The organism is Thalassotalea fusca (assembly GCF_053485835.1).
Genome location: NZ_JBQRUN010000001.1, coordinates 324,488 through 344,502 on the forward strand (window position 1 = coordinate 324,488; position 20,015 = coordinate 344,502).

Annotated in this window: 17 protein-coding genes; 7 read left to right on the forward strand and 10 right to left on the reverse strand. The window is 38.4% G+C overall.

Annotated features, from left to right (window positions below):
* The first annotated feature begins 106 nt into the window (after positions 1-106).
* Positions 107-961, forward strand: a complete 855-nt coding sequence (locus ACSLUK_RS01420) for a LysR family transcriptional regulator (RefSeq protein ID WP_448546709.1) — start codon at positions 107-109, stop codon at positions 959-961.
* Positions 962-1,072: 111 nt separating this feature from the next.
* Here the strand turns inward: ACSLUK_RS01420 and ACSLUK_RS01425 are convergent, their stop codons facing one another.
* Together ACSLUK_RS01425 and rarD are read right to left on the reverse strand one after the other, a co-directional pair.
* The gene (locus tag ACSLUK_RS01425) at positions 1,073-2,113 is read right to left on the reverse strand and encodes an aspartate-semialdehyde dehydrogenase (protein ID WP_448546710.1); all 1,041 of its coding nucleotides are present in this window, start codon (positions 2,111-2,113) and stop codon (positions 1,073-1,075) included.
* A complete protein-coding gene (gene rarD, locus ACSLUK_RS01430) occupies positions 2,110-3,027 on the reverse strand; it encodes an EamA family transporter RarD (protein ID WP_448546711.1) in 918 nt (305 codons plus the stop codon). Before rarD ends, ACSLUK_RS01425 begins: the two co-directional genes overlap by 4 nt.
* A 636-nt stretch (positions 3,028-3,663) precedes the next feature.
* On the opposite strand from rarD, the gene ACSLUK_RS01435 reads away from it, so the two are divergent.
* Positions 3,664-4,506 (forward strand): HDOD domain-containing protein, encoded by an 843-nt coding sequence (locus ACSLUK_RS01435; RefSeq protein ID WP_448546712.1) that lies wholly within the window; start codon positions 3,664-3,666, stop codon positions 4,504-4,506.
* A 209-nt stretch (positions 4,507-4,715) separates the two neighbouring features.
* Here the strand turns inward: ACSLUK_RS01435 and rdgC are convergent, their stop codons facing one another.
* A complete protein-coding gene (rdgC, locus tag ACSLUK_RS01440) occupies positions 4,716-5,639 on the reverse strand; it encodes a recombination-associated protein RdgC (RefSeq protein WP_448546713.1) in 924 nt (307 codons plus the stop codon).
* A gap of 148 nt (positions 5,640-5,787) precedes the next feature.
* Entirely contained in the window at positions 5,788-7,536 is a 1,749-nt protein-coding gene (locus tag ACSLUK_RS01445) for a sensor histidine kinase (protein ID WP_448546714.1), read from the reverse strand.
* A gap of 306 nt (positions 7,537-7,842) precedes the next feature.
* Here ACSLUK_RS01445 and ACSLUK_RS01450 point away from each other — a divergent pair, with 306 nt between their 5' ends.
* The 4 genes from ACSLUK_RS01450 to ACSLUK_RS01465 all read left to right on the forward strand — a co-directional run bounded on the left by ACSLUK_RS01450 (position 7,843) and on the right by ACSLUK_RS01465 (position 12,233).
* Complete coding sequence (locus ACSLUK_RS01450; RefSeq protein ID WP_448546715.1) at positions 7,843-8,772, forward strand: porin; 930 nt, start codon at positions 7,843-7,845, stop codon at positions 8,770-8,772.
* A 251-nt stretch (positions 8,773-9,023) separates the two neighbouring features.
* Entirely contained in the window at positions 9,024-9,725 is a 702-nt protein-coding gene (gene phoB / locus ACSLUK_RS01455) for a phosphate regulon transcriptional regulator PhoB (RefSeq protein WP_448546716.1), read from the forward strand.
* A 9-nt stretch (positions 9,726-9,734) separates the two neighbouring features.
* The gene (phoR, locus tag ACSLUK_RS01460) at positions 9,735-11,057 is read left to right on the forward strand and encodes a phosphate regulon sensor histidine kinase PhoR (RefSeq protein WP_448546717.1); all 1,323 of its coding nucleotides are present in this window, start codon (positions 9,735-9,737) and stop codon (positions 11,055-11,057) included.
* Positions 11,058-11,267: 210 nt separating this feature from the next.
* Entirely contained in the window at positions 11,268-12,233 is a 966-nt protein-coding gene (locus ACSLUK_RS01465; protein WP_448546718.1) for a PstS family phosphate ABC transporter substrate-binding protein, read from the forward strand.
* Positions 12,234-12,291: 58 nt separating this feature from the next.
* Here ACSLUK_RS01465 and ACSLUK_RS01470 read toward each other — a convergent pair whose 3' ends face one another.
* The 3 genes from ACSLUK_RS01470 to ACSLUK_RS01480 form a co-directional block, all read right to left on the reverse strand.
* Positions 12,292-13,056, reverse strand: coding sequence for a ceramidase domain-containing protein (locus ACSLUK_RS01470; RefSeq protein ID WP_448546719.1), 765 nt, complete (start codon positions 13,054-13,056; stop codon positions 12,292-12,294).
* 206 nt (positions 13,057-13,262) lie between these two features.
* Positions 13,263-13,829: a TlpA family protein disulfide reductase gene (locus ACSLUK_RS01475; protein WP_448546720.1), complete on the reverse strand. Its 567-nt coding sequence runs from the start codon at positions 13,827-13,829 to the stop codon at positions 13,263-13,265.
* Positions 13,830-13,914: 85 nt separating this feature from the next.
* Entirely contained in the window at positions 13,915-14,055 is a 141-nt protein-coding gene (locus ACSLUK_RS01480; protein WP_448546721.1) for a hypothetical protein, read from the reverse strand.
* 1,045 nt (positions 14,056-15,100) lie between these two features.
* Between ACSLUK_RS01480 and ACSLUK_RS01485 the strand changes: the two genes are divergently transcribed.
* Entirely contained in the window at positions 15,101-16,321 is a 1,221-nt protein-coding gene (locus tag ACSLUK_RS01485) for a hypothetical protein (RefSeq protein WP_448546722.1), read from the forward strand.
* A gap of 356 nt (positions 16,322-16,677) precedes the next feature.
* Here the strand turns inward: ACSLUK_RS01485 and ACSLUK_RS01490 are convergent, their stop codons facing one another.
* From ACSLUK_RS01490 to ACSLUK_RS01500, 3 genes are all read right to left on the reverse strand, one after another.
* Positions 16,678-18,006: a sensor histidine kinase gene (locus tag ACSLUK_RS01490; protein WP_448546723.1), complete on the reverse strand. Its 1,329-nt coding sequence runs from the start codon at positions 18,004-18,006 to the stop codon at positions 16,678-16,680.
* The gene (locus ACSLUK_RS01495; protein WP_448546724.1) at positions 17,978-19,345 is read right to left on the reverse strand and encodes a sigma-54-dependent transcriptional regulator; all 1,368 of its coding nucleotides are present in this window, start codon (positions 19,343-19,345) and stop codon (positions 17,978-17,980) included. The genes ACSLUK_RS01490 and ACSLUK_RS01495 overlap by 29 nt, the downstream gene beginning before the upstream one ends.
* Positions 19,346-19,465: 120 nt before the next feature.
* Positions 19,466-19,978 carry a hypothetical protein gene (locus tag ACSLUK_RS01500; protein WP_448546725.1) on the reverse strand — a complete coding sequence of 171 codons (513 nt, stop codon included), beginning with the start codon at positions 19,976-19,978 and terminating at the stop codon, positions 19,466-19,468.
* Positions 19,979-20,015: the final 37 nt, after the last annotated feature.

Below are 20,015 nucleotides of genomic sequence, written 5' to 3' on the forward strand. Positions count from 1 at the left end.
TTGTTATGCATTATCGATAACCATGATAATCAAAGATTATATCTTAGATTGATATTGTTGTTAAAATGATGTTAAGTTGTCCTTTTGGACTTTTTACTAATCAATCATGGACATTAACTCTCTACGTTCTTTTGTTTTATTTGCTGAATATGGTTCGCTTAACAAAGTAGCAAATGCACGACACAAGACTAATGCTGCAATTAGTGCGCAGATGAAAAAACTGTCAGAGATATATGATATTCAACTGTTTGAGCGAAATGGCCGAAATCTAACTCTTTCAACCGATGGCGAAAACTTTTTAGATGTTGCTCGATGCATCCTGAGTTTCCATGACAAAGTCGTCGCGAACATCAAGAACAATACCGCTGCATTGCCTGTTAGTATCGGTATTCCAAGTGATTACGTTGGCACCTATTTACTTACCTTACTCAAATATCTTTCCGATAGTTTAGATAAGATTCGATTTGAACTAGTGGTTAAACCTTCGAAAGAGCTGTACGAATTATGGCAAAGTAAAGCAATAGACATCACAATTTACAGTGCTGAATTTGAAAGCTCTGAAGGCGTATTAATAGCTGAATCACAAGGAGAGTGGTTTGCTAGCAAGAATTATCAAGCCGATCTACAAAAGCCACTGAACATTGCCCTATACGATGATTCATGTTTGTTTCATCAGCAAGCCGTGAAAGGATTAATCGAAAAAGGGACTGTGTATAACATACACTCTACCACTTCGGATTCTCGAACAATTTGTGAATTAGTAGAAAACTTCAACGTCGTTGCGGCTATGTCCCGTATATCTAAAACCGATGGTATGAAGAAAGTAGAGGATGCACGACTACCTCCATTACCAACGGTTTATATCAAACTATTGTTGTCGGAGAAGCTTGCTGAGGTAAATACCTCGGTATTAGTGAATGTGCTTAAACCTATTGCTACCGATGGTCAGGTGTCTAGTTAAGGAAATGCAAAATTGAGCAAACGCTATAGCACCAGCTATTATTCGTATTGCCCAATTTCACTTTGGCTCTTTGCCTGTTCGGAAGTCAGTACGTTACATGTGGTGCGCAAACTAAGACTCAATTACAGGTACAGCTAGTGTTACTTCGTGAGCATTTGTATCGGCTTGCTGTAACTGCTCTGCAATTCGAACAGCATTAAGTGCTGCACCTACCCATAGGTTATTTGCAACCACCCAAAGCCATAGTCCTTTAGCATTATCAGGCTCGCGTCTTAACCGCCCTATATAAACGTTTTCTGGGCTTTCGATTAGTTTAGGGGTTGGGAATTGTTGTGCATATTCTGCTAGTTCAACATCAGCAATCGATTCATAAGCCGAAGTGAGCTCATTGATATCTATTTCTGATTCGGTTTCCACATAAACGGCCGCACAGTGCCCAGTGAATACGGGCACACGAACAGCAGTACACGTAATAAACAGCGAAGGAAGGCCAAGAATTTTTCGGCTTTCAAAACGCACTTTTTCTTCTTCAAAGGTGAAATCATTGTCCAAAAACTTATCGATCTGTGGAATGACGTTGTGAGCTAAAGGACGGCTGAATACATTGCTGTTATCATTGATCGTTTCACCGTCGTTTAACATTGACGCATGAAGTTCGTTAATACCCGCATTGCCTGCGCCGGAAGCTGCTTGATAGGTGGCAACTACGACTTTGCTTAGGCCAAATAATTGCTCAATAGGTGCTAGTGCCCTGACAATTTGAATGGTTGAGCAATTGGGGTTTGCGATCAGGCGTTCGTGATTGTAATCAGTTTGGTTAACCTCAGGCACGATGAGCGGCACCTGAGGATCCATTCTGAATGCACTGGTGTTATCTATCACGATTGCTCCTGCATCAACGGCGCTTTTTGCCCATTCTCTGCTGACATTCCCTCCAGCGGTGAAAAATGCATATGTCACTTGAGAGAAATCGAATTCAGCAATGTCTTGCACGACGAAGGAACCGAGCTCATTAACCACAACTTGGCCAGCTGAGCGTGAAGAGGCCACTAAGAATAGGTTGTCATAGTTAAATTTTAAGTGAGCGATTACCTTTATAAACTCTGTGCCTACAGCACCTGTTGCGCCGATTATTGCGATGTTTGTACTCATGTGTTTTCTCCTTCAACAGCAAGTTTGGGTTTGAATAATTGCAATTTATCTACAAAGTATGCAGCGCTAGCCAGCCAAATTAATCCAAATGTCACTAAATGAATGTTGGTGAATGTTTCATTGAACAGGAATACTGCAAAAAGGAAATTACAAGTCGGTGGGATTAGTTGGAAAAAGCTTAGCGTAATCATTTCCAGTTTTTGGGCTGCAATTGTGTACCACCATAACGGCAATACGCTGATTAAGCCTATCGCTAACAAAAATAGCCATTGGATACTGGTTATTTGCGCATATATTTCAATGCCACTCGTACTTGTTTGGTAGAGTAAAAATGCGATAGAAAACGGTAATAGAATAAAGCATTCTACACCTAAGCCAGGCAATGGCTTAATGGTTTGCCCCTTGCGAATTGCAGCATATAATGAAAAACATGCGCCTATGATGATCGCTATCCAAGGTGTTTGGCCATAGTTGTAGACTAAGTTGGCAATTGCAACAAACGTAATACTTATCGCTAGCCATTGACTCATGCTTGGGCGCTCTTTAAATAACACAAAGCCAAAAAATACAGAAATGATCGGGCTGATGAAATAGCCTAAACTGGCTTCAAGTACCAAAGAGTGGGCAACGGCATAGATGTATGTTAGCCACCAAACCGCTGTAACAATTGCACTGCTTACAACAATCTTTAGCGTTGATTTTCGTGTCACCAGTTGTTTTAAGTCAGCAAGAGAAACGTTTTTAATCGCGAGTAAAAATACTACCACGAAGATAAATGAGCCGATTACACGAAACGCCAATACATCCACCGCCGCAATTTCCCGAAGCGGGCTGTACCAAAGGGGATATGACCCCCATAAAATTGTTGAGAGTAGAGCAAATAGTACTCCACTGCTTTTTGCTGAATCAGCCATTAATGAACTCCTTAAAAATCTAACTCATTATCGAGCTAGCGAATGTCAAATCGCTTAATTGACACCATACGTTACACTGAAATTGACTAATGACAGCGAAATGCAAAAAGCGATGCAGCACGCTATCTCGCCAATTTTGTATTCAAATACTCCAGCTTTTTGATGGCGTTGCTATGGTCTATTTCAGCTTCAATGTGTAGTTCCCAGAAAAAGCGCGTTTATTTATCATGACCGTGATGTTTTAGCCATTTATTGTACTTGGCACACATGACGGCAAACTGCGTTTCCTCTACAATGTTTTGGTCTCGTTGAGGAACAAGCTAAAAGAATTCTTGCCGATGAAAAAGCAAATTATTCTATGCTCAATAGTCAAAAATAATTTAATGGATGATTCGCAATATTTGGTTTTTAATAACTAATTTTTAATAAAATGTACTTTCAGTTTGCGCATTTGGGCCGCTGAATTCATTGAGTTGGCTCATCGAATTTCTTTAGCTGATGACTAATTAAGTCAGAACTGTTTCTAATTTGTACATGATTGAAAAAATTGTATTTATTTCTTGATAAAAACGCAGCTTTCAAAAAATCTGTGCTACTTTTAAAGTTAAAGAGTCGCTAACAGAAGGCCAAGTAAAGATGGGAACAGAAAACGCACTTTATACCATTCTTGTGGAAAAAATTAAGCAGGATGCGCTGGTTTTACCTACATTACCTGAAATTGCGCTAAAAGTCAGAGAAGCTGCTGACGATCCCGATGTCAACTTGAATAGTATGAGTGATATTATTGCTCACGATCCTGCGCTATCAATGGGCATGCTAAAAGTTGCTAACAGTGCAATGTTAGGGCGTTCAGTAAAAGTTGAAACTGTTAATCAAGCTGTGACACGAATTGGTCTAAGGCAGATTAAAAGTATCGCAACAGCAATGGCATTAGAACAGGTTTTTGTCTCTGAAAATGAAATCGTTTCGATGTATATGAAAAAGTCATGGCAGAAGACCATTGATGTAGCATCGGTCGCTATTGCCTTGATGACTTTTTATCTGAAAGATCATAAGCACTCTTCTTTAATGCTGGATACGGTAACTTTGGCCGCATTAGTACACAACGTTGGTGTTTTGCCCATTCTTACAGAGGCTGAGAATCATCCTGATGTATTTGCTAACCCTACGTTTTTGCAACAAGCGATAATAAAGTTAGCAAGTGATATTGGCGCAGAGGTCACTAAAGCATGGGGGTTCACAGAAGAATTCACTCAACTGGTTAAAAGCTGGAGTGATTTAACAGTGCTGCCATCTGAAGCGCATTATTTGGATTTCATTCGTGCTGGCGCTATCTATCATGGAATTTTTAAGAACGAGTCAACTAGAGACGTCTTAATCAAGAGTTATATCAACAAAGGTATTTTGCCAGATGCAGAGTTTATGGATTCTGGTGAGTTTAAAGATGTGGTGAGTGACATTAAATCAATGTTTGGTTGATTCAATTGGTATAAGTTTGAACAACTGAAAGAGATTTAAGTTGGACAATCTAGAGGCTCTTTTTCAGCTCCGCGCTCAGGATTAACGCTTTCAGCATGAAAAGGTGAATTGGCCTGTCGACAAGCTCCGTGGAGCTTAAAACAAAGAGCTTAAAACAAAGAGCAAGGTATTTACTTGAAAGTATAAATACCTTGCGCCTCAATAAGTATTTACTTTTCTTCTAAATATTGACTCGCTTTTACGTCAAACTCGTTCAGTAAGTCGTCTATAAAGCGATTCAATTCACCCGCCATTAGCGCAAAATCAGCGTCTAATCGAGCAACTACATCGTCTTTGTCAATGTCGTCATTTTGCTCGTGCAAAACATCGAAGAACTTAACTCGTTTAATCGATAAGTCATCGCATAGCATGAATGACATCGCGTCGTCCCATTCAAGTGCAAGCTTAACAACAAACTTCTCTGCGTCTAAGTGTGCTTTAATTTCATCACTGGTTAATTCTTGATTCTTAACGCGAACAACAGCACCGTCATCACCTAGTGCGTGAAACTCTGCTTCCATACCCAGTTGGAAGTTTTCACCTAGATTGTTCTCTGTAAGCCAGTCAGTCATGATTTCATCTGGTGCTTTTTCAGGTGAAACGCTGGTTACTGGTAGTGTTCCTAATGCTTTTCGTAATAATGCTAAGAAATCTTCGGCCTTTGCGCGACTACTTGAGTTGATAACAATGATATTGTGTGCAGGGTTGATGTATGCGTGCATATCACTGATTTTTGAAAAAGCGCGCGGCAGTAATTCAAATATAATATCTTCTTTGAATTGCTCTTTTTCTTTTTTCGTCGCTGAACGAGATTGATCAGCTTCTAATTGCGCGATTTTTTCGTCCAACATATCTTTGATAACGGGACCTGGAAGGATCTTTTCTTCTTTACGTGCGCAAACTAAATGATTGCCATTGACGGAATGAACAACAGTACTTCCATGTTTACCCAATGCATTTACCCAACCAAAATGTGACATTTCTGTTGATGCACATGGGGTAAATAAATGTTCAGAAAGTTGCTTTTCCAGATCTTGCTCAGACCACTCGAATGGACGTGTAAAAGCAAAAAAATACAGATTCTTAAACCACATGAATGATTATTCCTTTTACCCATGACTTGGGCCTTGAGATTAAAGCGGCTAGTGTAACGTAAAATATGGGAGGGCGCACCTCGATAATTTAGCAATATTTACTTAGCGTAAATACTCGATGGCTGCACCCCTTGAATTAGGGGATAGGTTATTTTTGTAGGTCTTTAAAGTAAATGTCAAACGTCAATCCCATACCTTTTGGCACGCTAACATTTATTTCACCGTTTAATGTGTCTAAGACTAAATTATGAATAATGTGAGTGCCCAGCCCAGTGCCACCTTCGTTGCCTTTAGTTGTATAAAATGGATCAAACAAATGGGCTAGCTTGTCTTCACTAATGCCTACGCCATTATCTTGATATCTAAGGTGTACTTGTTCTCCAATTCGTTCGATAAAAATGTAAATGACGCCTCGGTTCATACCTTCAAAGGCATGAATAATCGAATTGATGATTAAATTCGTGAAAATTTGAGAAATAGCCCCAGCATGACAATATACAGAAACCTCTTCTGGGCAATCTACTTTGATTGTATGGTTTGTCTTTTTTAACTTGGGGTGAAGCGATTGTATGATCTCGTCAATATATTTAGCCACATCAATTTGTCTGACTTTATCGCTTGTTTGATCGACCGCAACCTGTTTGTAGCTGGCGATTAATTCAGAAGCCCTTTGTAGGTTATTCAATAATAATCCCAAGCTCTGATGAGCATTTTGAACAAAGTCATCCAAGCTGCGTTTACTCAGTTTATTACTCTGAACCTCATTAGAAAGTTTAGTTATTTGGTCAGCCAAATAAGTTGTTGAAGTAATGCTAACACCAATTGGTGTGTTGATTTCGTGAGATACTTCAGCTGACAGCGTGCCTAAAATTGCCATTTTTTCAGCATCGAGCAACCTGTCTTGTGCCTTATTAAGTTCTTGAATCGAGTTCTTTAATTCTCTATTGGTTTCTATCAGTGTTTTTTCGGTCAAGCTTCGGCGTTCGTTTTCTCCCCTAAGTTGCTTTTGCTGTTCAAGCAGTTCACGCTGTTGTGTTTCCATTTTTAACATTGTGGTACTTAAAGAGGACGTTTTTCTCGCGACCTCTTGCTCCAACATCAAGTTTTGCTCATCAAGTTTAGTGTTGGTTTCTTGCACTTCTTTTTGGGCGATAGCCAATTGTTCCTGGTATTTAGCGAGCTCGTTTACCAAGTTATTGTAGGCATTTTGTAGTATGCTTAGCTCATTTTGTTCATAGTTGTCGATATGTAACTTAGAGGCTTCCGGATCGTCAATATCAAATTGATTGATCTGATCTGTCAACTCATTTAGCGGGTTCGTTAATAATCGAGAAAATGCTATCGAAAATAAAAAGACTAGTGCGGCTGTTTTTACCATCGCATTACCAATGAGGAAATAAATGCCAACTTCAATACGATTGAAAATAACCTGGTTGCTCGATAGCAATGTTACTGTTCCTACACGAGTAGTGCGTCCAGAAAATTCAAAAATGAGCGGGAAGGTGTGTCCAAATAAGCCTTCAGATACGGAGTTTATATTGAAATAGTCGGTGTCGGCATCTTCACCTGCTTTTACATCGAAGTCGTCCAAATTAACCACTTCACCTAACTGAGTGATGACTTGGTTATTCTCATCTGTAACTTTAATGCCCTTAATCATTGGAATCGCGACTAAGCCTTCGGCAATATCAATCGCTTGTTGCGTGTTTAATTCCCAGACCGCCCTGGTCAAACTGCTACTAAAGGTTTTTTCTAAAGTAAGGAGTTCGCTATTGATATGACTTTTAGTATTAATATACTCGGCACCAATTTGCACACAGGTAACCAAGAAGGTAAGCAAGAAATAGAATGACAGTACACGGGTGAGTAATTTTCTAGAAATACTGGTTACTTTCATTCAGTTAGTCTTTTATTTGGGCTTATTACATTTGATTTTAGCTTTTTTAACGCCAGTGAAAAGGTTTTTCTGCCTTTATAGGGCAAAAAAGATAAATTTTTTCTTTGCTGTTATGGAATTAGACTATAGTTAACAACTAGTAAAGGTGATTAAATGTGGCGGATTTGTAACTGTTTATACATAAAAGTTTCTTTTTGTTGTCATGGTTGCGTAAAAAAAAATACACATTGTCACAAAAGTGTCATAGTTCATTGGCACAATAGATATAAATAAAATTTAATAACACTTGTTCTTAAAGGTAAACACATGAAACTTACACCAAGCATGCTTACGGCTGCGCTTATCTCTACTATGTCTGTAACTTCTTATGCGGCAGAAGTTGATATTTACGGTAAGGCAAATTTAACTGTTCAGTCTTCAGATGAAGGGAACGGTTCATTTACGGAAGTGAAAAGTAACGCTTCTCGCATTGGTTTCAAAGGAACACACGAGTTATCAGACGGTTTGGAAGTGGTATTTCGTGCAGAATTCCAAGTGGATCTAGATGGCGACAGCAGTAGTGGCGATAGCATCACAGATCGTAACCAATATATTGGCTTACGTGGTGCATTCGGTGAAGTGTTGTTAGGTAAAAACGATACAATGCTGAAGCAGTCACAAGGTAAAGTTGACCTGTTCAGCGATTTAAATGCCGATATTAAAGAACTTTGGAAAGGTGAAAACCGCATGGCTGATACGATTTCGTATAAGTCGCCAAAATTCTCTGGCTTCCAGTTAGGCGTAACATACGTTGCTGAAGATAGTGTTGACGGTGAAGACGCAACATCAATTGCGTTATTTTACGGTGACTCTGGCCTTAAAAAATCAAAAGTATTTGCGTCAATTGCACACGATGCTGACATGAAAGGTTACGATGCAACACGTGCTACAGTGCAAACCAAGGTTGCTGGCGTAACGCTAGGTGCGATTTTACACACGCAAGAATCTGTTACTTCTGGTGCTGAAATGGACGGTTTCATGGTGTCTGCGAGGTATTCTTTAACAGAAAAAGTTTCGCTTAAAGGCCAGTATCAAGCAGCAAATCACGATGGTGGCGATGACAAGTCAGGTATTACAGTGGGATTAGACTATAAACTAGCTAAAAGCACTAAACTATTTGGTTTCTATACGTCATTTGATATGGATAGTGATTCAGACGAAGACTATTTAGCAGCAGGTATTGAATACAAGTTCTAAATAGCGTTGCAATCGACAAACAGCTAACGGGAAAGTCTAATGCGACTTTCCCGTTTTTTATTGCTTGAAAATATTCGAAATATTTTCTTTAAAATATGGTGCGCTTTAATTACTATGAAAGCGCTTCAACCCGTGTGTTGATGTGGGATTCACAAAAATGCGCTAAAATTTCTAGTGTGTCATGAAATTGTCATAAAAACTTATCACAATGTTCATTAGATAAACTAAAGAATTAGTATCGGGAAGTTGAAATGAACAGACAAATTTTGGTTGTAGAGGACGAAGCGCCAATTAGAGAGATGATCACTTTCGTGTTGGAGCAAAATGGATTTAATACTATTGAAGCTGAAGATTTCGATCAAGCAAAAGCAAAAATAGTTGAACCTTATCCTGATTTAATATTGCTTGACTGGATGTTACCAGGTGGTACAGGCGTTAAGTTGGCTAAATCTTTGAAACAGAATGAGTATACGCGCTCAATTCCTATCATTATGCTCACTGCACGTGCAGATGAAGAGGATAAAGTGAAAGGATTTGATGTTGGTGTAGATGATTATGTTACCAAGCCATTTTCACCTAAAGAGCTCATCGCACGTATTAAAGCTGTAATTAGACGTGTTTCACCTACTGCGTTGGAAGAAGCGATTGAATTTCATGGTATGAAGCTAGATCCCGTTGCGCATAGAGTGTCAATCAATGACCGTAGCTTGGACTTAGGACCAACAGAGTTTCGATTATTGCACTTCTTTATGACACACACAGAACGTGTTTATAGCCGAGAACAATTATTAGATAATGTGTGGGGCACGAATGTTTATGTCGAAGATCGCACAGTAGATGTACATATACGACGCTTAAGAAAGGCGATTGCCGGTGAAGGACATGAGGATTTTATCCAAACAGTTCGCGGTTCTGGATATCGTTTCTCAGGCAAGGTAAAAACGACCGCATAGAAAGGTAATATGTATTTAAATTTATCGATTAGCACTGTTTTATATCGATTAGTATTCATTTTAAGTGTAAGTGCGGCAATTGGTTATCTCTTAGGTTATCCACTATTAATTGTATGCCTAAGTTCGTTAACGATTCTGGCGTTGCATTATCTTCATTTAATTAGATTATTCAATTGGCTGTGGCGAAGTCGAAGTATTTCGCCCCCTCAAGCTGATGGTATTTGGGGACGTATTTTCGACGGCCTGTATCGACAAACCCGCATACATCGACAAAAACAAAAATTATTGAATGATAAAATCAGACAATTTAGAGACGGTGCTGAAGCTTTACCTGACGCAGCGCTTGTATTAGCTGATGATTTATCCATTCAATGGGGAAACAAAAAAGCACAACGGATATTGGGCATTAAATGGCCAAGTGATGTTGGTTTACGTATTGATAACCTCATCCGTTTTCCTGAATTTTCGAAATACCTTGAAAAAGGGGATTTTAATCAACCGTGTCATATATCTTCTCCTGTGAATGCTGAGCTCATGTTGGAGCTGAGAATGATGTCATATGGTACTGATCAAATCTTATTTCTCGCTCGCGATATCAGTAAAATTCATCGACTTGAAGAAATGCGTCGTGACTTTGTTGCCAATGTATCACATGAGCTGAAAACACCGCTGACTGTGATGCGTGGCTATGTTGAAATGGTGCAGACGACCGAACATGCACTTGACCCATACTGGCAAAAAGCTTTTGGGACCATGGAAACTCAGGTTTCTCGAATGGATAGGCTGGTAGAGCAACTACTGGTACTTTCAAGGGTAGAAATTCATGCAGATGAAGAGCAATTGCAAATTATCGATATGCCTAAAATGTTGCATGGGCTAATTGATGATACCCAATGGCTCAACCAAGATAAGCAACACATTATTACTTATGATATTGACGATAGCTTAGCGATAGAAGGGGTTGAAAACGAACTGAAAAGCGCGTGTGTCAATTTACTTTCAAATGCCATCGCCTATACACCACAGCATGGTGATATTCATATCATCTGGAAAATGGATGGTCATAAAGCAAAATTTTCGGTCAGAGACAGTGGCCCAGGGATTCGACCCGAGCATGTGAATCGATTAACCGAGCGTTTTTTCCGTGTGGATAAATCGCGTTCGCGTGAAACCGGAGGCTCAGGTCTGGGGTTAGCAATTGTTAAACATGTACTCAATCATCATCACGCTGAACTTTCGATAAACAGTAAGTGGGGGCAAGGCAGTGAATTCATTATCTATTTCGACGCTAAATGTATTCGGTCGCTTACTGCCGCTAATAAAGTTTCGTAGTAATGTCATTTGGCTAATGGCGATGTTCAATAACATCGCCTTTTTTGTTTCTTATAGCGATAGATAATTTTCGCGCCAAAATGCCCACTCGACAAACGAACTGATAGTTTTTTAATCTCTGTAATATAAGTGTCATAAAGTCTAAATATAATTGTCACAATAGCTTTATATAGTAGTCACAATTAAATTATTCGCTCATTGGAGAATATTATGAGTTTTAAACGTGCATTAGGTGTTATTGGTTTAGCTAGCTTAGTTAGTTTTTCATCAATAGCTGTAGACAAAGACCTTCCAACATACAAAAAAGTAAGTGGTGTTTCTGGTAACCTTTCATCTGTTGGTTCAGACACATTAGCAAATATGATGACATTTTGGGCGGAAGAGTTTAAACGTGCTTATCCTAACGTAAATGTTCAAATTCAAGCGGCGGGTTCTTCAACTGCTCCACCAGCGCTGACTGAATCAACTTCTAACTTAGGCCCAATGAGCCGTAAGATGAAGTCTCGTGAAATCGAAGCATTTGAAAAGCGTTATGGTTATAAGCCTACACCAGTACGTGTAGCGATTGATGCATTGGCTGTTTTTGTTCATAAAGATAACCCAATCAAAGGGTTACGTATTGAACAAGTAGATGCTATCTTTTCTAATAACCGCAAATGTGGTGCGAACGAAGACGCAGATCGCTGGGGCGATTTAGGCCTAAATGGCGACTGGACTGGTAAAGACATTCAATTATACGGCCGTAACTCTGTATCTGGTACTTACGGTTACTTCAAGAGTAAAGCGCTGTGTAAAGGTGATTTCAAAAATACAGTAAATGAACAACCTGGCTCGGCTTCAGTGGTGCAATCTGTATCAGCATCGCTTAACGGTATTGGTTACTCAGGTATTGGTTACAAAACATCAGGTGTTCGAGCGTTACCACTAGCCAAAAAAGGTGACAACTTTGTTGAAGCGAATATGGCGAACGCGGTAGCTGGCAAATACCCATTATCACGTTACCTTTATGTTTACGTGAATAAGCACCCGAACAAGCCTTTAGCTCCTATGGAAGCTGAGTTTTTGAAAATGGTACTTTCACAAACTGGTCAGAAGATTGTTGAGAAAGACGGATACATTCCACTTCCTCGAAAGGTTGTTGAAAAAGAATTCAAAAAGTTAGGTTTAACGCTTTAATCACTTAACTTCCAAATTGAAACCTAAAAACCAGCGCATTGCCGCTGGTTTTTTGTGTTTACTCTATCACCTGTTTTGTCACGACTTGCGTCCATTTAATGACATAAAAACATGCGATAGCGGCAGCTAAATGCTTTAGGCTATGTCCGCTGATGAAGTTGGTGAAATCAAGTATATATGAATCAGCAAACTCGAGTGTTTTGGCGAGAGAATACCATAGAAGAACTATGATCAATTTACTCTTGTTAATACCTTCGGCACGGAATGTAGACAAGATAACAAGCATCAATACCATAGGTAAAAATTGGACTAACGCATACAATCTTAAATCGCCAACACCAGCAGCTTCAGTAAATGCCCAATAGATGACACTAACAACGCCGACAACAATTAACCAAGGCAATACAGCTAGACCACTCTTTGCCCTTACAAACGCTGACAACACCATAGCGTAAAGCCCCATGAAGCTAATTGTCATTGGTAGTCTGTCCCAAACTAGTGTTTGATTAGTCGGTTGCCAATGGTAATAGCCCGAGCCAAACGCAACTAAAATTACACCGAGCGTAAACGTCAACGCCCCCCAATAAAGTGATTTTAAAGTATGCTTATTTTCTACAACAACACGTAATCCATAAATACCAATGATCAAAAAAGGGAGGTTAGAAAGTACATTCCACATATTCGGGATACCCAAGTATGCTTTGTTGTCAGCAAACTGATGGTAAGCTAAATCTTGGCTAATTGGAGGGATTTGACCAACACTTACCACTGCGAGTATCGCGATGCACCATAGTAAGATTCTTTTGCTTGTGATTGGTGTCATGTAGATTCCTAATTACCCTAAAACTAATAGTTAAATCGTTTAGTCGCCAAATGCAAACAATCTTAAGATACTCTATTCGTGCAAAAGATTGAAGCAATGGATTCGATGATGGGGTAATCAGCGTTTATGTAATGGGATATTTGGACAAAGTCGCAATATGTATCAGCGTTTCTTGTTCAAGCTCAATATGTGAAACCACAACAGAACTAAAGTGCTGCCGTGGCTGATATTGAACTAAGTGCGTCATGTATAAAACTTACACCGTCTTCAGTGGAAAAACCTAGCTTTTCCGCAACTATTACACCGTTTTCATCAATAACAAACGTTAAAGGGAGGGAATTACCCGATAAAATGCTTTCGTCTGATTGCCAGCCTTTTCGATAGATAGCCATCTTATCGCCAAGTGACCTGTTCACTTTCATAATTTCTTCGTCGTTTGAACGTACGGCAATATATATGAAGTTTGCTTCAGGTGTTAATTCTTGCTGTTCAACCATTTTTGGTAACTGCATTTCACAGGCTTTGCACCAGGTAGCCCAAAACATTACCACCAGAGGTTTACCACTAAACGTGGATAATTTTGTTTCCGTGCCATTTAAACTTAAAAGGTTATGAGACAGATTGATTTTTTTACCCGTTGTTTTTTCGTGAGCATCCAATGCTTGTTGTATTACATTTGAATCAACAGTCTGCACTTCACCACTGCTACCAAATTGTTTTGAAAGTAAATATACAGACGTTAGAAATAAAATCGAAACAATAAGTTTTTTCATAAATTTATTTTTTAAGTAGGTAAATCCAAAGTCACCTTTCCCTTAGAAAAGGTGACTTTACAATAAACTTTAAAAGTTTTCTGTTTTAGAAAACTTTACAAAGACACACTACAACGTCACCAGCACGGCCACAAGCGCAGACAACTACAGCTGCCGAAGCATTTGCAGAAATTAGTGCTAAAGTTGAAGTTGAAACGGCTGCAAGCATTTTGTTTAATTTTTTCATTTGTCTTTCCTTTTATTCTTATTTGGTTAATTACCATTGTGTTGTAAATGTATTGTTTACATTTTGTATAAATAAAGCGTCGCGACGGGTTTTACTGTATTGAATTATATCTTTCTTATCAAATAACTCTTTGTTTGGTATGGTTTATTTCGAAATTGCACATTCTGTTCGATTATGCGTTCCATAATTGGACAAAATTAATTTGAAATGAGTTTTTTATTGAATAAATTCGAATTTTAAATCTGTAATTGAACAAATTTCTGTAAATAACTACCAGTTGGTAATAATGAACATCACAAGGGAAGCTTGTTGTTCATTTCCGTTATAGAAAGGTGTGGTTTATATGTTTAATTGATATAAAGATTTAAGCGATAAATTCAAAATTGTGAGAGGCCAATGGTGTTGAACGTTGGTTGCCTGTTAATTCAGACACGTAATTCAGGAAAACAATCAGGATACAAAGCACTGCTCATAATTTGAGTAATCACAAAAGCCTTAGATACAACACAAATAAGGGTGTTCAGAAGGAAGAGGCAGCGCTCTTGAATTTGTTAAGTTTGTAGGTTGAATAGCCAAACTGGGCTATCGCTGAAGGCGTGACAACGACAAAGTCGCTTGGTGTTAACAACCTCAGTTGAATAAGTCTTAACTTGATCTACCAGATTTGATTTTTAGAGTTGAATCAAATCTGACAGTGAATAGCTGCTTAGTGCCATTGGCCGATATTCATATTCACGCCCTGTTCATTCAAAATTGAGAATAAGCAGACGAAAAATTTCGACTTAATTTCTTAACTTGCCACATTGGTACCTTAGTTAAAGCGTAGTTGAAGTCAGTATTTTGATCTTAAAGGAGTCGCTCTGTACTGTATTAGTTAAGTTCATCATAAAACGGTCGTATCCTATCCGTGACAACCGAATCCATAAATTTATCGTTATGATGATAAACTGTCTGAGTAAAATTCTAGATTAGATTACTAACGTCTTTTTACGGTGAGATTTATTTGTTTTAAACTAATATAAATTTAGAACAGAATTTTATTAAAATGGCCAAAAATAGATATTTCATTCAACGTTTTAGAGCTCAAAGTAAAGGAGATTGTGATTGGTGCCGCCAACCGATAAATAACCAAGCATTGCTCTGTCATAATTGCGGTAAATACACTAATATTGCATTGGCTACTTTACAGCAGTTTATTGGTGTTATTGCACCTTTCATATTATTGTTTTTGTCTATTGGAGCATTAGTTATATCTGGTGTGCAACTCCGACATGCTGATGATATTCAGCAGGCAACAAACGACATTCGGATAGATGCGGAAAACGCTAGGACGGATGCGCTGGAAGCCAAAGCTGGTGCAGAAAAAGCGCAAATTCAAATCCAAGAAACTGTGGAGCAATACAATAATATAGTTTACGAACAACAAGGATTAGAACTTTCGATAGAACGAAGCCGCTTGAATTTAGGCTACTCCGCCACAATCCCGCAGATCGTTAACCTTACCGCTTTAATAGGACGACAACCTTTATTTTTGAATCTATTTGATATTTTATCTTTTGAAGCTTCATCTCTTGGGTTTCGTTCAAACGCCATAACAGCAGTGCTAGAATTGCCTAAAGATGACGAACAAGATACTAAAGTCAATAAAAACACAATTTATTTCCTTGAAACTCTTAAGGACTTGAATCACAAAAAGTATGAGATCAAAAACTATTTTTCCAGTTTGACAACACTGCAGCATGATATTTGCGAACATATAGTAGCCAAGGAAGTATTTGACGATGCTGAGCTAACCCGATGTAGTAAGATTTTTGTTGGATTTGCTTTCTATCAGTTCTTAACTGAACTACATTATAGTCGATTTTCTGAATACATAAATCAACCAAAAATCGACAGCGTATTTGAACATCATAAGGTACTTGAAAAATACGTTCTTAACCAAGTCTCTGAAAAAAGTTGGTCTCAAGAGTTCACAAAGAACTACTATTCAGTTCTCAAGCGATTATCATCTTCCTCTAGAGATAACGTATTCAGCCCCCTATTCTATAATGTTGAAACAGTTTCAAGAGCTTTTATAGATGCTAACGAAAACTTCGGCTTACCTGATGAATATCTCAAAGCCTTAACACAAGTTCTGCCGGTCTATGCATTTCCTGCCGACATGGAGGAATATCGTACTTTAAAAAATATATGGTGTTCTCTACAGAAGTTTAGTGAATTTTGTAATGCTTTGAAATTGTATAAAGAGAAGCACAAAAATTTATAATTCAAATAAAGCCACAAGCTGCACTGTCAAGGTTGATTTTTTTAGAGGTAGTTTAGCTATTGAATTTAATTGTAGAAATTTAGTTTTCTATAATTAAATCGATATCTTGTCCAAACTTGTGTTGAAAGAGTAGTGACTGCAATTTGATCATATACCATTAGTTCATGCCCACCATCAGTTAGACCGCTTTCGGCCTAAAGTGACGAATCTGCTTAGTAATGATGTACGTCTGCTTCTGAGATAGGGCGTTTATGAGTAAAGTTATCAGCGAACGTCCGCTCTTCGCTCATAGCTGCCTGTCAGATCAAGTTTAAACCTATTCACACGTCTGTGTTAACACCAAGCGCCTTTTGGGGTTAGATATTCTCTACGTGTTTGTATACATGATTGAGTTCTTCAATTGGTGTGGGTAACCATACAGTTGCAGTTACACCTAAACCATCAGAATTATTTTTAATGAAAATTGTGCCGCTATGTGCGTCAATAATTTGTTTGCACAGCGGTAAGCCAATACCGGAGCCATGTTCTTTCGTAGTGTAAAATGGAACAAAGAGGTTATTTTCTTCGTAAATCCCTGTGCCTAGGTCTTTTATGGCTATTTTGGTGCCGTTGTTATATTCGAAAACGCTAACTAATATTGGTGACTTTTCAGTCATTGACTCGTCAGCGTTCTTAATCAAATTAAGTAATACTTGCTCTATCTGGATTGGATCTGCATAGACGTATTGCGTACTAACTTGGATTTCGTAATCCACACCTGAAATCAAATCACAACATTCTTCAATTTTTCTCTTGATATCAATAGCTTCGATTTTTGGTTTTGGTATGTTGGCTAATTCGGTGGTTCTGTTAATGAACGATTGTAAGCTCTTACTGCGATTAGCTATCACAGTTAATGCCTGATGTTTGTTTTCATCGTGTTTCAAGTCGTCTGCAAGTGCATGACTAAGCGCATATATTGGTGTTAGTGAATTACGCACTTCATGACCAATAACTTTTATTAGTTTATGCCAAGAGCTTAACTCTTTTGCCCTGAGTTCTTGCTCAATATTTTGCATTAGCACTAAGTGAAATTTATTTTCCCCTGATGTAGAAATACAACTCTTCACTGACCATACATCGTTTTGTTCTATGCATTTAATTTGATTGTTACCTGTTATTGTTAAACCAATTGACTCCATACTCGTGCCTTTGAGTATTCGCCAGTCCTGGCCAAGAAACAATTTTGATGTTGGGTTGGCGTTGACTAACAGGCCTCGATGATCAAATAACAAAATAGGGGTTTCAAGTTGTTCAATTAATTGATACATGATGTATGCATCTTTTTGACGATCAAAATTTGCTTGTTGCAACTGCTCTTGTAGTTTTGCGTATTCGATATTTAGTGAATGGAGAACTCCCTTCTTATACGGAAGGTAAGGGGATGTATTAAAACTACTGGAATTAATATGTTCTAGGCTATTGACCAAAACACATAACAAGGAGCGAACTTTGCTTACGATTATCCTACTTTGCCATATCGCAATGGCCATTATAGGAGTTGCAATGGCAAGAGATTGAGCAAAGGTCCAACTGGAAACAAGACAGAATAATGCTAATGAAATGAATTGTAGCAGTAATAGACAACTGAATTTGACATGAAGTTGCTGCTCAAAACTAGAATAATTTTTTATGTTTGACTCCATGCTTTTCTATCCTTCGGTAAAGTGCACTGCGACTTATGCCTAATAATTCAGCAGACACATTGATGTTGCCGTTGGCCTGTTCCAATGCCTTTTTAATCAGCTCTTCTTCTATTTGAGCTAGAGGAACTATTTGTTGAGTCTCTGTTTTTGTTACGGGCTGCGAACTAAAATCTAAGTCGTCCAGCCCAATGGTACTTGCGTCAGTGAAAATGACTGCACGTTCAATAATATGCTTTAGTTCCCTAGTATTGCCAGGCCAAGTGTGTGCGAGCAATTTGTCTTGACAGCCTTTGCTTAAGCGCATTTCAGGTTTTTTGTATTCTTCACCTAATTTTGCCAAATAGTAATTTGCGATAGGGAGTATGTCTTCTATTCTTTCTCTCAATGAGGGGACGTTTATTTCAACTGTGTTTAGTCGATAATATAAGTCTTCCCTAAATTCTTTACTTGCGATGAGATGTCTTAAGTTTGCATTTGTTGCTGATACAACTCGGCATTCGACATGATTCGTTTGGCTGCAGCCAATTCGCTCGTACTCTTTAGATTCAAGCACTCGTAGTAGTTTAGCTTGATTGCTTAAGCAGGTTGTAGCGAGCTCGTCTAAGAACAACGTTCCTTTTCCTGCAGACTCAAAACGTCCAACTCTATCTTCGATAGCATCTGTGTATGCGCCTCGCTTATGGCCAAACAATTCACTTTCAAAAAGCTGCTCGGGTACGGCACCTAGATTCACACTAACAAACGGATGTTCATTGCGTTGAGAACATTGGTGAATATGTTTGGCTAACAAACTCTTACCGGTGCCATTTTCACCAGTAAGCAATACATTTGCATGAGAAAGGCTCACCTTTTCGATTTTTTGCAAAACATGATTAAATGCATCTGACTCACTGATAATGCCGCTGGTAAATTGTAACGTTTCATTTTCAAACTTTTTTTGGGGAGGGATACGGAGTTGTTCTGAAATTATGTCGAAGAGTTGTTTATTTTCCCAAGGCTTTTCAATAAAGTCCCGTGCGCCAAGTTGCATTGCTTGGACCGCAAGCGATACGGTTGACCATGCCGTCATTACCAATACGGTAATATCTGGGTATAACTGATTTAAGGACTTTACAAATGCTAAACCTTCTTTGCCAGAAGTTGTATCTTTGCGAAAGTTCATGTCAGTTAGCACCATGTCAACTGGGTGACTCTCAATAATTGATAGTGCCTGACTTGGGCTCTCGGCATTTAATACTTGGTAGTTTTTTTCTCTAAGTAAGTACTGCAAAGTAGTGCGAATATCAACTTGGTCATCGACAACCAATATGCTTGCTGTTGAGTGAACGTCGTTATTCATACTAATTTAGCCTCCTTACTTTTAACTAATAACTTACAAGATAGTAACAAAACATTTGTGAGAGTGAAATGTTTATTATGATAGAGGAGTCTGCTAAAGCAGCCCTCTATCACGGATAAATTACTCAATGTTAGTTACAGTAACATTAGCGCCTGACATCTTTTTAGGATCCACATCTAATTCTAGCCAAAGGATGTCTTGGTTTTGAATCTTAGCGAAAATCTCTTCTAGTTCTTTGCGTTGCTTTTGGCTATCTTCGAACCAGTCAACATAGCTTTCAACAATGATAATTTCTTTGTTTTTAATATTGTCTAATGTAATCGCATTGCCTTGTTTATCAACAATACCTGCTAAGTGCTTATTAAAATGGTTATCACCTTGCTTATTTAATTTTGAAACAGCATTGAGTACGCTTTCTTTGAGAGCATGGTCAGCCTTGTCGGTGCCATAAAGTAAAACGCCGTCACTGTTGTAAACTTTTAGTTGAGGCATAGAAATGGTCTTTTCTACAAACATACGTTTAAATAAAACTTCTTCTGATACCGCTAGCTTTTGTTTTTCAATGCCAGCATTAGCGGCCCAAGATGTCATCAACGATACGAAAGTTAATGCAATAATAGTTTTGATTTTCATTATATTTCCTTTTGCTTGTTACTGGATTAGTTTGAGT

What these genes read in the sequence shown, in the direction of transcription:
- ACSLUK_RS01495 (WP_448546724.1), bottom strand. Translation starts at nt 19,345, where the DNA reads ATGAATAACGACGTTCACTCAACAGCAAGCATATTGGTTGTCGATGAC.
- ACSLUK_RS01470 (WP_448546719.1), bottom strand. Translation starts at nt 13,056, where the DNA reads ATGACACCAATCACAAGCAAAAGAATCTTACTATGGTGCATCGCGATA.
- ACSLUK_RS01480 (WP_448546721.1), bottom strand. Translation starts at nt 14,055, where the DNA reads ATGAAAAAATTAAACAAAATGCTTGCAGCCGTTTCAACTTCAACTTTA.
- rdgC (WP_448546713.1), bottom strand. Translation starts at nt 5,639, where the DNA reads ATGTGGTTTAAGAATCTGTATTTTTTTGCTTTTACACGTCCATTCGAG.
- rarD (WP_448546711.1), bottom strand. Translation starts at nt 3,027, where the DNA reads ATGGCTGATTCAGCAAAAAGCAGTGGAGTACTATTTGCTCTACTCTCA.
- ACSLUK_RS01465 (WP_448546718.1), top strand. Translation starts at nt 11,268, where the DNA reads ATGAGTTTTAAACGTGCATTAGGTGTTATTGGTTTAGCTAGCTTAGTT.
- ACSLUK_RS01450 (WP_448546715.1), top strand. Translation starts at nt 7,843, where the DNA reads ATGAAACTTACACCAAGCATGCTTACGGCTGCGCTTATCTCTACTATG.
- phoB (WP_448546716.1), top strand. Translation starts at nt 9,024, where the DNA reads ATGAACAGACAAATTTTGGTTGTAGAGGACGAAGCGCCAATTAGAGAG.
- ACSLUK_RS01435 (WP_448546712.1), top strand. Translation starts at nt 3,664, where the DNA reads ATGGGAACAGAAAACGCACTTTATACCATTCTTGTGGAAAAAATTAAG.
- ACSLUK_RS01420 (WP_448546709.1), top strand. Translation starts at nt 107, where the DNA reads ATGGACATTAACTCTCTACGTTCTTTTGTTTTATTTGCTGAATATGGT.
- ACSLUK_RS01475 (WP_448546720.1), bottom strand. Translation starts at nt 13,829, where the DNA reads ATGAAAAAACTTATTGTTTCGATTTTATTTCTAACGTCTGTATATTTA.
- ACSLUK_RS01485 (WP_448546722.1), top strand. Translation starts at nt 15,101, where the DNA reads ATGGCCAAAAATAGATATTTCATTCAACGTTTTAGAGCTCAAAGTAAA.
- ACSLUK_RS01425 (WP_448546710.1), bottom strand. Translation starts at nt 2,113, where the DNA reads ATGAGTACAAACATCGCAATAATCGGCGCAACAGGTGCTGTAGGCACA.
- phoR (WP_448546717.1), top strand. Translation starts at nt 9,735, where the DNA reads ATGTATTTAAATTTATCGATTAGCACTGTTTTATATCGATTAGTATTC.
- ACSLUK_RS01500 (WP_448546725.1), bottom strand. Translation starts at nt 19,978, where the DNA reads ATGAAAATCAAAACTATTATTGCATTAACTTTCGTATCGTTGATGACA.
- ACSLUK_RS01445 (WP_448546714.1), bottom strand. Translation starts at nt 7,536, where the DNA reads ATGAAAGTAACCAGTATTTCTAGAAAATTACTCACCCGTGTACTGTCA.
- ACSLUK_RS01490 (WP_448546723.1), bottom strand. Translation starts at nt 18,006, where the DNA reads ATGGAGTCAAACATAAAAAATTATTCTAGTTTTGAGCAGCAACTTCAT.